The organism is Streptomyces sp. NBC_00569, assembly GCF_036345255.1.
Taxonomy (GTDB): domain Bacteria; phylum Actinomycetota; class Actinomycetes; order Streptomycetales; family Streptomycetaceae; genus Streptomyces.
Genome location: NZ_CP107783.1, coordinates 4,160,728 through 4,174,020, shown reverse-complemented (window position 1 = coordinate 4,174,020; position 13,293 = coordinate 4,160,728). Strand labels below are relative to the sequence as shown.

Annotated in this window: 10 protein-coding genes; 9 read left to right on the top strand and 1 reads right to left on the bottom strand. The window is 71.8% G+C overall.

The window, feature by feature from the left end; translation table 11 throughout:
- The first annotated feature begins 6 nt into the window (after window positions 1-6).
- Genes OHO83_RS18605 through OHO83_RS18595 form a run of 3 tightly spaced genes read left to right on the top strand, consistent with a single transcriptional unit; the run spans window position 7 to window position 3,173 of the window.
- Window positions 7-1,488 carry an amidase gene (locus tag OHO83_RS18605; RefSeq protein ID WP_266673759.1) on the top strand — a complete coding sequence of 494 codons (1,482 nt, stop codon included), beginning with the start codon at window positions 7-9 and terminating at the stop codon, window positions 1,486-1,488.
- A gap of 30 nt (window positions 1,489-1,518) precedes the next feature.
- Complete coding sequence (locus OHO83_RS18600) at window positions 1,519-1,749, top strand: hypothetical protein (protein ID WP_266673761.1); 231 nt, start codon at window positions 1,519-1,521, stop codon at window positions 1,747-1,749.
- A complete protein-coding gene (locus tag OHO83_RS18595) occupies window positions 1,746-3,173 on the top strand; it encodes a sodium:solute symporter family transporter (RefSeq protein ID WP_266673763.1) in 1,428 nt (475 codons plus the stop codon). Before OHO83_RS18600 ends, OHO83_RS18595 begins: the two co-directional genes overlap by 4 nt.
- Window positions 3,174-3,254: 81 nt before the next feature.
- Here the strand turns inward: OHO83_RS18595 and OHO83_RS18590 are convergent, their stop codons facing one another.
- Complete coding sequence (locus OHO83_RS18590) at window positions 3,255-5,936, bottom strand: glycosyl hydrolase family 65 protein (protein ID WP_266673765.1); 2,682 nt, start codon at window positions 5,934-5,936, stop codon at window positions 3,255-3,257.
- Window positions 5,937-6,210: 274 nt separating this feature from the next.
- Here OHO83_RS18590 and OHO83_RS18585 point away from each other — a divergent pair, with 274 nt between their 5' ends.
- The 6 genes from OHO83_RS18585 to OHO83_RS18560 all read left to right on the top strand — a co-directional run bounded on the left by OHO83_RS18585 (window position 6,211) and on the right by OHO83_RS18560 (window position 13,279).
- A complete protein-coding gene (locus tag OHO83_RS18585; RefSeq protein ID WP_266673767.1) occupies window positions 6,211-6,963 on the top strand; it encodes a GntR family transcriptional regulator in 753 nt (250 codons plus the stop codon).
- Between the two features lie 154 nt (window positions 6,964-7,117).
- Window positions 7,118-8,803, top strand: coding sequence for a purine-cytosine permease family protein (locus OHO83_RS18580; protein ID WP_266673769.1), 1,686 nt, complete (start codon window positions 7,118-7,120; stop codon window positions 8,801-8,803).
- Between the two features lie 195 nt (window positions 8,804-8,998).
- Window positions 8,999-9,190: an SPOR domain-containing protein gene (locus tag OHO83_RS18575; RefSeq protein WP_266673771.1), complete on the top strand. Its 192-nt coding sequence runs from the start codon at window positions 8,999-9,001 to the stop codon at window positions 9,188-9,190.
- Between the two features lie 31 nt (window positions 9,191-9,221).
- On the top strand, window positions 9,222-9,617 hold the full coding sequence (locus OHO83_RS18570) for a (deoxy)nucleoside triphosphate pyrophosphohydrolase (protein ID WP_266673773.1): 396 nt from the start codon (window positions 9,222-9,224) through the stop codon (window positions 9,615-9,617).
- 179 nt (window positions 9,618-9,796) lie between these two features.
- A complete protein-coding gene (locus tag OHO83_RS18565) occupies window positions 9,797-10,270 on the top strand; it encodes an ATP-binding protein (RefSeq protein ID WP_266673775.1) in 474 nt (157 codons plus the stop codon).
- A 300-nt stretch (window positions 10,271-10,570) separates the two neighbouring features.
- Entirely contained in the window at window positions 10,571-13,279 is a 2,709-nt protein-coding gene (locus OHO83_RS18560; protein ID WP_266673777.1) for a SpoIIE family protein phosphatase, read from the top strand.
- Window positions 13,280-13,293 lie beyond the last annotated feature (14 nt).

The window sequence follows — 13,293 nt, the reverse complement described above, 5'->3', positions numbered from 1 at the left end:
ACTGCCATGCCCGTTTCCACCGGTTCCGCCGACTCCGGTTCCGCCGCCACCGGCGCCGTCGATTCCGCTCCCGTGCAGGACGAACTCTGCGTACTCGACGCCGTCGACCTCGCGGCGCGCGTCCACCGTGGTGAGCTGTCGGCCCGCGAGATCGTCCAGGCCCACCTCGACCGCATCGAACGCCTCAACCCCGCCGTCAACGCGATCGTCACCCTGGACCCCGAGGGCGCACTCGCCGCGGCCGCCGCCGCCGACGAGCGCCAGGCGCGCGGCGAGGACCTCGGACCGCTGCACGGCCTGCCCATCGCGTTCAAGGACACCCACCTCACCCGCGGCATGCGCACCACGCACGGCTCGCCCCTCTTCGCCGAGCACGTCCCCGACGAGGACGAGCTGCTCGTGCGGCGCATCCAGGACGCGGGCGCCATCCGCATCGGCAAGACCAACGTCCCCGAGTTCGCGGCCGGTTCGCACACGTTCAACCCCGTCTTCGGCGCGACCAGGAACCCGTACGACACGAAGAGGTCGGCGGGCGGCAGCAGCGGCGGGGCCGCGGCCGCGCTCGCCGCCGGGTTCCAGCCGCTCGCCGACGGCAGTGACATGGGCGGCTCCCTGCGCAACCCGGCGTCCTTCTGCAACGTCGTCGGCCTGCGCCCCACCCCCGGCCGCGTCCCCTCGCACCCGGCGGGCAACCTGTGGGAGACCCTCGCCGTCGCCGGGCCGATGGGGCGCACCGTCGCCGACACCGCGCTGCTGCTGTCCGTCATGGCCGGGCCCGACCCGCGTGTCCCGATCTCCCTGGAGGGGCCGGGCGCCGCCTTCCGCGCACCGCTCGGGCGGGACGTGACCGGGCTACGGGTGGCGTTCACGCCCGACCTCGGCGGGCGGGTCGCCGTCGACCGTGACGTGCGCGACGTGTTCGAGCAGCAGGCCGAGGTCTTCGAGGGCCTCGGCTGCGTCGTCGCCGAGGACTGCCCGGACCTGGACGGCGCGGAGGACGTCTTCCGCACGCTGCGCGCCCAGGAGTTCAACCAGGGCCTCGGCGCGCTCCTCGACAGCGACCGCGCCTCCCTGAAGGACAGCCTCGTCTGGAACATCGAGGAGGGGCGGCGCCTGACCGGCGCCGACCTCGCCCGCGCGACCGCCGAGCACGCCCGCATCCACCTCGCGGCCGTCGGATTCTTCGAGCGCTACGACGTCCTGGTCGCGCCCGTCAGCCAGGTCACCCCCTTCGACGTGGAGGCGGAGTACCCGACCGTCATCGAAGGGCAGCCGCAGCACACCTATCTCGACTGGATGCGCTCGGCGTACTTCCTCTCCGTCCTGGGCGCACCCGCCCTCTCCGTACCGGCCGGCTTCACCGGAGCCGGGCTCCCCGTCGGGCTCCAGATCGTCGGCCCGCCCCGCGCCGAGCGGACCGTGCTCGAGGTCGGCGCCGCCTACGAGGCCGCCACCGGGCACGGACGCCGTCGCCCCTCCCTCCCGTAGCCGTACCTTCCGCAGCCGTATGGAGCCCTGATGAGAAAACCGCACGTGATCTGGGCCTTCGTGCCCGTACTGGCTTTCCTCAGCACCCCGTTCCTGCCCTTCGTCAACGGCCCGTACCTCTGGTTCGGCATCCCCTCCGTCCTGGCCTGGTGCCTGCTGTGGACGGCCGGTACGACGGCGTCGCTCGCCCTCGTCGAGCACTTTGCGCACGCCGACAACGAACGCGCCGACCGCGACGACGCCGAGGAGGCCGCCGCATGAACACCACCATGACCATCACTCTCATCGGCATGGTCTCCATCGCCGTCGTCGGGGTGAGCGGGCGCAGACCGCGCAGCGGGGAACTCGGCGAATGGACGGTGGGGAAACGGAAGTTCTCCACCTTCACCACCTGGTTCCTCCAGGCGGGCGAGGCCTTCACGACCTTCAGCTTCCTCGGTCTGGCCGGTATCGCCTTCGGCGGAGGCGTCGCCGCCGCGTTCGCCCTGTGCTACCTCGCGATCAACTTCATCCTCCAGTACTTCACCGCGCCCCGGATGCGTGAACTCGGCCGCAAGGGCGGTTACCTGACGCAGGCGGACTTCTTCGCCGACCGCTACCGCAGCCCCCTGCTCGGCAAGGTCGTCGCCGTCGTCGGCGCGGTCTTCCTGCTGCCGTACCTCCAGCTCCAGATCACCGGGCTCGGGATGATCGTCCAGCTCGCCACCGGCAGCCGCACGGGCGGCAACCTCAGCATGGTTCTCGCGACCGTCCTCACCGTCGCCTTCGTCCTGTGGTCCGGGATCCGCGGCATCGCCCGCGTCGCCTACCTCAAGGACGCCCTGATGATCACCGGGCTCGTGGTGCTGCTCATCGGTGTCGCGGTCTCCGTGCAGGGCGGCATCGGCGGCCTCTTCGAGACCGTACGGGACAGCCACCCGCAACTCCTGACGCTCCATCAGGAGGGTTATGACGCCACGTTCTTCGTCACCGCCGTCATCATCTCCGGCATCGGCGGCGGACTCGGCACCATGGCCCATCTGTGGCCGCCGGTCCTCGCCGCCGTCAGCGGGCGCGCCCTGCGCAAGAACGCCGTCTGGCTGCCGCTCTACCAGATAGCGCTCGGTATCCCGATCATCGTCGGCTTCGCGGGAATCCTCATGGTGAAGCCGGGCTCGCCCGCGAACTCCGTCGCCCTCACCCTCGCGGGCCAGACCCTGCCCGGCTGGCTCGTCGGCGTCGTCGCGGTCGCCGCGGCCTCGGCCGCCATGGTCCCCTCGGCGGCCATCGTCGTGGGCATCTCCAGTCTGCTGTCGCGCAACCTGCTGAGCGCGCGCAACGAACGTACGCAGCTGCGCACCAACCACCTCTGCGTGGTCGCGGCCGCCGCGCTCGCCCTCGTGCTGGGTCTGACCAGGCCCGGACTCCTGTCCGACCTGCTGCTGCTCACCTACGGAGGTCTCACCCAGCTCGCGCCGGCGATCGTCATGGGCCTGGCCAGGAAGGTGCGTCTGGAAGCCGTGCCCGCACTGCTCGGCATCCTGACCGGCGTCGGCGTCCTGATCTGGCTCACCTTCGGGAGCGTGGACGTCGGCACGGTCGACACGGGGCTCATTGCGCTCGTCCCGAACCTGGTGGTGACGACGGTCGCCCAACTCGTGGTGCGGTCCCGCTCCCTGGCCGCCGTGCCGGCCGAGGCCAACTGACCGGCCGCCGGGTGCCGTTGCGCGGTGTGGGGCCGCGCGCGGCGCCCGGCGGTCCAGGGCCTGCCGGTCGGGCGGCAGGCCCTACCTGACCCTCAACTCCTCGACGGGCTCGGGCCTTTCGCCTTTCTCGGTGATACGGACGTAGCGGGCCGCTCGCCCCGGTGCGAAGGCCCGCCAGGACGCCCCGTCGGCCGACGTCGTCACCGCGTACGCGCGCGTGCCCGTGACGTCCACCCCAGAGACCTTCCCCGTCCGGCCGAGGTCGACCGTGAGGGAGGCGTGCGCGGTCGCCGGCTGCCAGGGGGTGACCGGATTGCCGTCCACCGCCGCCTCCGCGTACAGGCCCGGCTCCTCGGACGTCGCCGTCGCGGTGCGGCAGCGGGCCAGGTCGGAGGTGGGTTCGAGGTCGGGGCGCCGGGTGCGCAGGACGAGCCCGCCTCGGTCGACCGTGGCGCGCCCGGTGGGCGTGACGACGGGGAACGGGTCGCCGGCGGTCAGCCTGACCGTCGTACGCTCCGGCCCGATCGCGATGTCGTACGTGCGTCCGCGCCAGGTCAGCCCCCGCAGTGTCACGCCCCTGCCGAGCTGCGGCGGCAGCGACGGGTCCAGGCGCAGGGCGTCCTCCTCCAGGCGCAGACCGGTCAGGCCGTTTGTGAACACCTGGAGGAAGCCGCCCTTCCCGGTCAGGAAGTCCTGAGCGGGCGTGCCCGCGAGCGGGTCACTGGATCCCGCCTTCGTGCCGCGCGCCTCCGAGAACAGCCCGAACGGCTCCCGGAAGAACGGCTTCGAGGCACGCCGCAGGAACGTGTACGTGGCGCAGCCCGGCTCCCCGGCCGACGCGGCGGCCACCGCGTTCACGGAGTCCGTCATCGCGGGCCCGTCCGGGTCGGTGTGCGCGACGTAGTAGTCCAGAGTCGCCGCCGCCGCGCCCTTCGGCATCGGCTTCCAGTCCAGCGGGTACAGCAGCAGGACTGCGTCGGCCTGCTTGATCGTCGAGCCGTTGTAGCCCTCGTACTGGAGGAAGATCTTGCGCTTGGGGTCGTACGGGATGCGGAGCCCGTCGGCGATCGTCGTCCACGCGGCCGGGGGCGCGGAGCCCACGAGGCGGGCGGCGCGGGCGGCGGAGCGCAGGGCCGTGGCCGCGACGGCGTTCGTGTAGACCCCGTCGTCGACGCCGTTGCTGTACTCGTCGGGGCCCGCGACGTCCTTGATGGAGTACGAGCCGTCGGCGTTCTTCGTGACGCGTGAAGTCCAGTACTGGGCAAGTCCCTTGAGCAGCGGCCAGCCGCGCGAGCGCAGCCAGGCGCGGTCGCCCGTGGCCAGGTAGTACTGCCAGGCGGCGAGCGCGATGTCGCCCTGGAGGTGGTTCTGGGTGACGCAGTGCGGCGGGAACCAGCTCTGGCACTCCGTCCACAGGGCGCCGCGGCTCGCGCTGGTCCACGGGTACATGAGGCCCTTGACCGACGTCTTGAGGGCGTTGTCGGCTGCCGCCTCACGCGTGCGGTAGCGGTATTCGAGGACGGGGCGCGCCAGTTCGGGCCGGTCGGCGAGCAGTGCGGGGAACATCCACGTCTCGGCGTCCCAGAAGATCATGCCCGCGTAGGCGTCGCTGGTGAGCCCGGCCGGCGCGACGCTGTCGCGACCGCCGGCGCGCACCGCGGTGAGGAGCCCGTACCGCGCGGCCCGCACCTGCTGCTGGAGCTCGGGCCGGTCCGGCACCTCGATGTCCGACCTCCACAACTTCCGCCAGGCGGCCGTGTGGTGGCGGACGACCTCGTCCCATCCGGCGGTGGCCGCCTGCTGCGAGGCGCGGACGGCCGAGTCGTGCGGGGTGCGGGAGGTGAGAGCCGTGTCCACGCCGACGTATTTGGTGACGGTGTAGGTGCGGCCGGTGCCGACGGGGAAGGTGGCGGACTGATGGTTCGTCAACGTCTCGGTGAGGCTCGCCGTGTGGGTGCGGCCGGGGGCGTCCACAGTGGAGGCGACGACGCCGTTCTCGCGGGTGCCGTCCGTGCGGAAGCCCACCGCCATCGTGCGCTTGCCCGCGGCGCCGCCGCCGGTGGGCGCGATCCGGCGGGCACCGCGGCCGTCGATCCGGTCGGTGACGGTCGCCTCACCGTTCCAGTGCGGCGTGACGCGCAGTCGCACGGCTCCGGTGTGCGGGTGGGCGCGGTCGGTCAGCACGTCGTACGTCAGGTCGGTGCGCCGGCCGTCCTTGTGCGTCCAGGTCAGCGACGTGCGGACGAATCCGCAGCGCAGGCTGAGGGTCTGCCGGTAGTGCGAGACGCGGCTGTCGGGGCCGTACGTCTCGTCGCCCACGGTCAGGTCGAGCGCCGTCCAGTTCGGCAGCGCGGCGATGGCCTCGCGGTGCGCGGTGTTCTCGGGGCCGCGCGCGTAGAGCCCGGCGGCGAACGCCCCGTCGTAGCGCGGCGTGTAGAGCGGCCAGCCGGTCTTGTCGCCGGGCTCGGCGTAGCCCGCGCCGGACGGCGGGACGCGCACGCCGAGATATCCGTTGCCGGTGTACGCGTGATAGGTGTTCGCGGGGTCGATACGGGTGGTGGCCGGGGTCCAGGCGGGGTCACCGGTGCAGGCTGCGGAGGCCCGGGAGGGGGAGCCCGCGGGCACGGGGGCGCGTGCGGGGGCGAGTTGGGCGGGCAGCGGGCCGGGGCCGGGCGTCGCCAGGGCCGCACCCGGTGAGGCGCCGAGCACCGCGAGCGCGAGGAGGACGGTGAGGCGGGCGGGGGATCGGCGGGGTCGGGTCACGCATCCGACGATGCGGGCGGTTGCGGACGGGAGTCGGGCAACCCGCGCCGGAGGTCCCACGGATGGCGGGGGTGTCGCCGCCGCCACCGGTCCCGAGGGTCAGGCGTAAGGATCCCCTTACCCGGAGAAACTCCCTGCGTAAAGGGCTGCGCGCCCGCATGTCATCACTTCGAGTGTTTCTTTGGCCTTCGCTTGCGGCGCACAACCCAGGGTTGCGACGCTGTTGCTGTCTGTCAATCTGACGGGTCGCCATGGGTCTTAGGGAGTGCAGCCAGTGACATTCGGTGAGCAGCCGGCGTATCTGCGCGTCGCGGGTGATCTTCGCAAGAAGATCGTCAATGGATCGCTGCCACCGCACACCCGGCTCCCGTCACAGGCCAGGATCCGCGAGGAGTACGGCGTCTCGGACACCGTCGCCCTCGAAGCCCGCAAGGTGCTGATGGCCGAGGGCCTCGTCGAGGGGCGCTCGGGCTCGGGCACGTACGTGCGCGAGACACCGGTCCCGCGCCGCGTCGCGCGCTCCGGGTACCGGCCGAGCAGCGGCTCCACCCCTTTCAAGCAGGAGCAGGCAGACGAGACGGCGCGCGGCACGTGGGACTCCCGCAGTGAGCAGGTCGAGGCGAGCAGCGCCATCGCCGAGCGCCTCGGTGTCCGCGCCGGTGACCGCGTGATGTGCACGAAGTACGTCTACCGGGACGCGGGGGAGGCCATGATGCTCTCCACTTCCTGGGAACCTCTCACGGTCACGGGACGCACCCCCGTGATGCTCCCCGAGGAGGGCCCTCTCGGCGGCTGCGGCGTCGTCGAGCGCATGGCCGCCATCGACGTGATCGTGGACAACGTGACGGAGGAGGTCGGCGCCCGCCCCGGCCTCGCCGAGGAGCTCATGGCGCTCGGCGGAGTGCCCGGCCACGTCGTTCTCGTCATCCAGCGCACGTACTTCGCGTCGGGCAGACCGGTCGAGACGGCGGACGTCGTCGTCCCCGCCGACCGGTACCGGATCGCATACCACCTGCCGGTGAAGTGACCGATACGCGAACGCCCTGTCCGGGGCGCGTGACGGCGACTTAACCCGCGGCCGCCTGCCGTAACGCCGGGGCAATCACCGGCCGCCCCGCATCGTCATGCGCGGCTCCTAACTTCCGTCCGTACCCGCAATCGGCCGGATGACAGGAACCCTCATGACGGACACGGTCACCCGTGACACAGAGGCAGCCCCGCCGCGGCGCAGCTACGCCAGGCTCGCCGCGGACGAGAGCCGCGAGGACTTCTCGCTGCGCTACGCGCCCCACTCCTACCGGCGTTGGTCCCCGACCATGGTCGCGTCCACCGCGCTCGGCGGCATCGCCTACCTCGCCGACTTCGCGATCGGCGCCTCCATCGTCTTCACGTACGGCTTCACGAGCGGGCTCGCCTCGATCCTGTGCGCGGCGACGATCATCTTCCTGACCGGCATTCCCATCGCCCGCGCCTGCGCCACGTACGGCCTGGACATGGACCTCATCACCCGGGGCGCGGGCTTCGGTTACTTCGGCTCGACGCTCACGTCCCTCATCTACGCCTCGTTCACCTTCATCTTCTTCGCCCTCGAAGGCTCGATCATGGCGCAGGCCATGCACGAGGTCGTCGGACTGCCGCTGCCCGTCGGCTACTTGCTGACCACGCTCATCGTCATCCCGATCGTCTTCCGCGGCATGGGCGCCCTCGCCAAGGTGCAGGCGTGGACGCAGCCGGTCTGGCTCATCGGGCTCGTGCTGCCCTTCGTGATCCTGGCCGTCCACTCGCCGGGCTCCTTCGGCGACTTCACCCGCTTCGGCGGCACGGAGGGCGCGGGCAGCGGCTTCTCCTGGCTCGGCTTCGGTCTCGGCACCGGTGTCGCGCTCTCCCTCATCGCGCAGATCGGCGAGCAGGCCGACTACCTGCGCTTCATGCCGGCCAGGACCGAGCAGAACAGGAAGCGGTGGAATCTGGCCGTTCTCGCGGCCGGACCCGGCTGGGTGATCATCGGCGCCGCCAAGCAACTCGGCGGCGCGCTCCTCGCCTTCGTCGCCCTCGAAGCCGTCGGCAGGACCCACGCGCTGGAACCCGTCGCGCCGCAGGTCGAGGCGCTCAAGCCGTGGCTCGGCTCGGTCGCCCTGCCCGCCGCCGCGCTCTTCGTGGTCGTTTCCCAGATCAAGATCAACGTGACCAACGCCTACAGCGGTTCGCTGTCCTGGTCGAACTTCTTCTCCCGCATCACCCACCGTCACCCGGGCCGCGTCTGGTACATCTTCCTCAACCTCGCCATCGCGCTGACGCTGATGGAGATGAACATGTTCGCGGCCCTGAACAAGCTGCTGGGCTTCTACTCGAACGTGGGCATCGCCTGGATCGCGGCCGTGGCCGCCGACCTCGTCATCAACAAGCGCGTCGGCTGGAGCCCCCGGTACATCGAGTTCAAGCGGGCCTATCTGTATGCCGTGAACCCGGCCGGCTTCGGTGCCATGGCGATCGCGTCGGCCGTCTCGATCCTCGCGTTCTTCGGGGTGTTCGGTGAGTACGCGGAGGCCTTCTCGACGTTCATCGCGGCCGGACTCGCCCTGACCCTCTGCCCGTTGATCGCCTGGGCCACCAAGGGCAGGTACTACCTGGCCAGGCCCAACCCGGTGAACGGCCCCGACGTCGAGGTCGCCGACATCACGGCGACCCACACGTGCAGCGTCTGCGAGACGGCGTACGAACTCCCGGACACCGCGGACTGCCCCGTCCGGTCGGGCCCGATCTGCTCGCTGTGCTGCTCGCTCGACGCGGAGTGCGGCGACGCCTGCCGCAAGGAGCCGCAGGCGGGCCCGGTGCCGATGCCCATGCCGACGGTGCGTACCGGCTGACCGCACGAGCTGTGGAACGTCCAGGGGGCGCACTCTTCGGAGTGCGCCCCCTGCGGATTGGCTGGTTGCGTATCTCTTTGTGCCAATGCGTATCCGCTGTGTGAAGGTCAGGCGTACGCTCGGGCATATGCGGAGTGGGGTTTCCTCAGAAAGCGGGGCGCTGTGCGAGCCGGGGTCGGGGAGTGGAGGGGCGCGATGAACGAGGGCACGACCACGCTTGTGTGGCTCGTCATACGCCAGGACGACAACGGCAACCGCTATCGCGTCGGCCGGTACGCGACCAGGGCGGAAGCCCAGAAGATCGCCGACAGTCTCGACGACCGCGGCCACAAGCAGCTCTACTGGGTCGAGCGCCTCGGTCAGACGCAGAACGGCACCGCGCGCTGACGTTCCCGCCCGCGGCCGTAGGCTCCGGCACATGACTGAACCGACCGTCGTCGTCGCGGCGGCCCTCCAGGAGAGTGGCCGTCTGCTCGCCGCGCGACGCAGTGCGCCCCCCGAGCTCGCGGGCCGCTGGGAACTCCCCGGCGGCAAGGTCGAACCCGGCGAGGACCCGAAGCGGGCTCTCGTGCGGGAATTGCGCGAGGAGCTCGGGATCGCCGCGGAGCTCGTGGCGCCCGTCCCGGGGGAGTGGCCCCTGAAGCCTGGATATGTGCTGCGGGTGTGGACCGCGCGCCTGCTGTCCGGCCGCCCCCGCCCGCTGGAGGACCACGACGAGCTGCGCTGGCTCGGGCCCGACGAGATCTGGTCCGTGGACTGGCTCGATCAGGACGTACCGGCGGTGAAGGCGGTGCTCGCGGCGCGGCGGCCGTGATCCGTCCGGCGGCAGTCCTGTACGTGGTCCCGGTCCTCGTGCCGTCGGCCGCCACCGCCGTGCTGCCGGTTGTGTCAGCCGTCGTACCGTCCGAAATGCTCCGTTGGTGCCGCCCTTCGCGGAGTGTTGGCGTGAGACGGTAGCGCGCACGGTCACCCGGGTATATATCGATTAACCCTATGAAATCGGACGCGATTCGAAGGGGTGGACGGGGTTCTACTGCTGCCTGGGAAGTGATCGGCGTGTTCGACACCGACGGCGACGGGGAGTGCGCCGAGTGGGTCTTCCCCGAGGAACCGGGCACAGTCCGTTCCGCCCGTGCCGCGGTCCGCGGGCAGCTCGGCGACTGGGGCCTCGGTTCGCTCGGCGATGTCACCGAACTGCTCGTCAGTGAGCTGGTGACCAACGCGCTCCGGCACGCTTCCGGCCCCATCGGTGTACGTCTCCTGCGGTCGGCCGAGCCGGCCCACACGCTGCGGGTGGAGGTCTCCGATCCCCTTCCGGATCCGCCGTTGGAGCGCGCCGCGGGGCCGGAGGAGGAAAGCGGGCGGGGGCTCCAGTTGGTCGCGGGGGCGGCGCGCCGGTGGGGGACACGGCCCGCTGACGCGGGCAAGGCTGTCTGGTTCGAACTGTCGCTGCCCGGCCGGCACTGACCGCGGCTGTCGCCGGTGGCCGGAACCTGCGGCCGGAACCGGTGGCGTCGCGCCGATTAAGAGGAACCCTCCCTGGTTAGGAGACAGGGAGCATGCTGATCGGCGAAGGGCCGGCCAGGAAGAAGACACGGGACAGCCGCGGATCTGGTTGTCGTCCTGTTATGTCGGGACGGGCCAAAAAGCGTCGGGACCGTGGTGTGATCGTGAACACCGTGTTGCGCGGCTCCGTAGTGCTGGATACTGCGGGCAGCCGCCCCGGTGACCGGTGCCGGACGCGGTGAGCTGGAGGGGACGGTTCGCGTGAGCGAGATACCAGCGAAGGCCACGTCGTCCGAGGACACCTCGGGCGGGACGGCCGCGCGCGATGCGGCAGGCCCGCTCGGGGCCGGGACGTGGCAGAGCAGTCCGCCCGGCTCCATGTACGACTACATCAAGGTCGCCTCCTTCTCCATCGGCCCGGACGGGCTGATCGACCAGTGGAGCCGGCGCGCGGCGCAGCTCTTCGGCGTCAGTGCGCAGGAAGCCGTGGGCAAGGACCCCATCGAGGCCTTCGTCTCCACGGAGCTGCGCGAGCGCGGCCACCGCAAGATGGCGGAGATTCTCGACGGCGGCGAGTGGACCGGCGTCGTCCCCTTCCGGATGCCCAGGAACCGGACGGCGGGCGCGGGCGGACCGGCGTCCGGCGCGCGCGGTCCGCACGTCCCCGATCCGCATGTGCCCGGTCAGTACGGCCCCGCCCCGTATACGGAGGGGATAGCCGAGGTCTATGTGATGCCGACCGAGACGGAGTCCGGCGAGCACGCCGCCGTCTGCATCGTCGTCGACGTCCGCGCCCTGCGCCGCATCGAGACGGACCTTGCCGCGTCGCAGGCCATTTTCGGCCAATCTCCTTTCGGCTTCCTGCTGTTCGGCACCGACCTGAAGGTGCAGCGGGCCAACCGGCCCTTCGCCGCCGTCTTCGGCGGCCGGGCCGACGACCACCGCGGCCGCACCGTCCACGACTATCTGCCGCGCGGCGAGGCCGACCGCGTCCAGGCCGCGCTGCGCCGCGTGCTGGAGAGCGGCGAGTCCGTCACCGACATGCAGCTCGTCGGGCCCGCGCCCGACTCCGCCGAGCGCCGGCACTGGTCGATCAACCTCTACCGCGTGCACAGCGGGAGCGGCCGGCCCATCGGAGTCGCCGGGCTCGCCACCGACGTCACCCGGCGCCACGCCGCCGCCCGCGAGGCCGCCCACGCCCGCCGCAACCTCGCCCTCCTCAACGAAGCGGGTGCCCGTATCGGCAACTCGCTCGACCTGGAGACCACCGCCCGCGAGCTCCTCGATGTCGTCGTCCCCGGCTTCTGCGACCTCGCCTCCGTCGACCTCTACCAAGGGCTCCTCGCGGGCGACGAGTCGGCGCTCAACAGCCGCAGCCTCGCCGACGGCAGCGCCGAACTGCGCAGGGTCGCCGCCGCGAGCGCCGTCGCCGACGTGCCGTACCTCGAAGCGTCCGGTGGCGACGGCGTCGTCGAGGTCGGGGCCGTCCACCGCTACGCCTTCAACTCGCCCTGCGCGGACGCCCTGCGCACCGCCCGCCCCCAGTTCGTCCCCGCCGCGTCCGGCGGCCTCATCCAGTCCACGCTGGCCGTGCCGATGGTCGCCCACGACACCGTCGTCGGCCTCGCGCGCTTCGCCCGTACGAAGGGCAGCGAGCCCTTCAACGACCGCGACCGCGCCCTCGCCGTCGAACTCGCCGCCCGCGCCGCCGTCTGCATCGACAACGCCCGTCTCTACCGGCGCGAGCACGAGCGGGCCCTGATACTGCAGCGGTCGCTGCTCCCGCCGGACGACCCCGAGGCGTCCGGCCTCGACATCGCCTGCCGTTACCTGCCGGGCAACGCGGCCACCGAGGTCGGCGGTGACTGGTTCGACGTCATCGAGCTGCCGGGGCACAGAACCGCGCTCGTCGTCGGCGACGTCATGGGCCGCGGCCTGCGCGCCGCCGTCGCCATGGGCGAACTGCGCACCGCCGTACGGACCCTGGCCCTCCTCGACCTCGAACCCGCGGAGGTACTCTCCGCGCTCGACGAGATCGCCCGCGGACTCGGCACGCCGGGCAGCCCGTCGTCACCGGCCCCCGGCCCCGGCGGCGGCGTCCAGCAGGCCACCCGCGCCGCCCGAAGAGCCGGCGACGCCGACCTCTCCGAGGTCTACCTCGCCACCTGCGTGTACGCGGTCTACGACGCGGTGACCCGGCGCTGCACCTTCGCCAACGCGGGCCATCTGCCGCCCGTCCTGGTCGAGCCCGGCGAAGGGGCGCTCATGCTCGACGTACCCCCGGGCATGCCGCTCGGCGTCGGCGGGGAGCCCTTCGAGGAGGTCGAGGTCGAACTGCCCGAGGGCTCACTCCTCGCCCTCTACACCGACGGGCTCGTCGAGTCCCGCGACCATCCCCTCGACGAGGGACTCTCCGCGTTCCGCAGCGCCCTGGACGATCCCTCGCCCGCGCTCGAGGACGTCTGCGACCATGTGCTGACCACGCTCGACACCCACCACGGCGAGGACGACATCGCGCTGCTGATGGCTCGCGTACAGGGTCTGCCGGCCGACGCCGTGGGCGACTGGACGCTGCCGCGCGAGCCGCGCTCGGTGGGCCGCGCCCGCGAGTTCACCCGTGCCCAGCTGACCCAGTGGGACCTGGAGCCGCTCGTCGACACGACGGAACTGCTGGTCAGTGAGCTGGTCACCAATGCCCTGCGGTACGGCGAGGGCGAGATCAGGCTGCGCCTCCTGCTCGACCGCACCCTCGTGTGCGAGGTGTGGGACGCGGGCCTCGTCCAGCCGCGCCGCCGCCGGGCGCGCGACACGGACGAGGGCGGCCGCGGGCTTCAGCTCGTCGGTCTGCTCAGCGCCTCCTGGGGCTCGCGCAGGACGCCGCGCGGCAAGACCGTCTGGTTCGAACTCCCGCTGCCGGACGGCGACTCGGCGGCCGTGGACCCGACGGAGGCGCTGCTCAGCCTGTACTGACCGGGCGCGCCGCC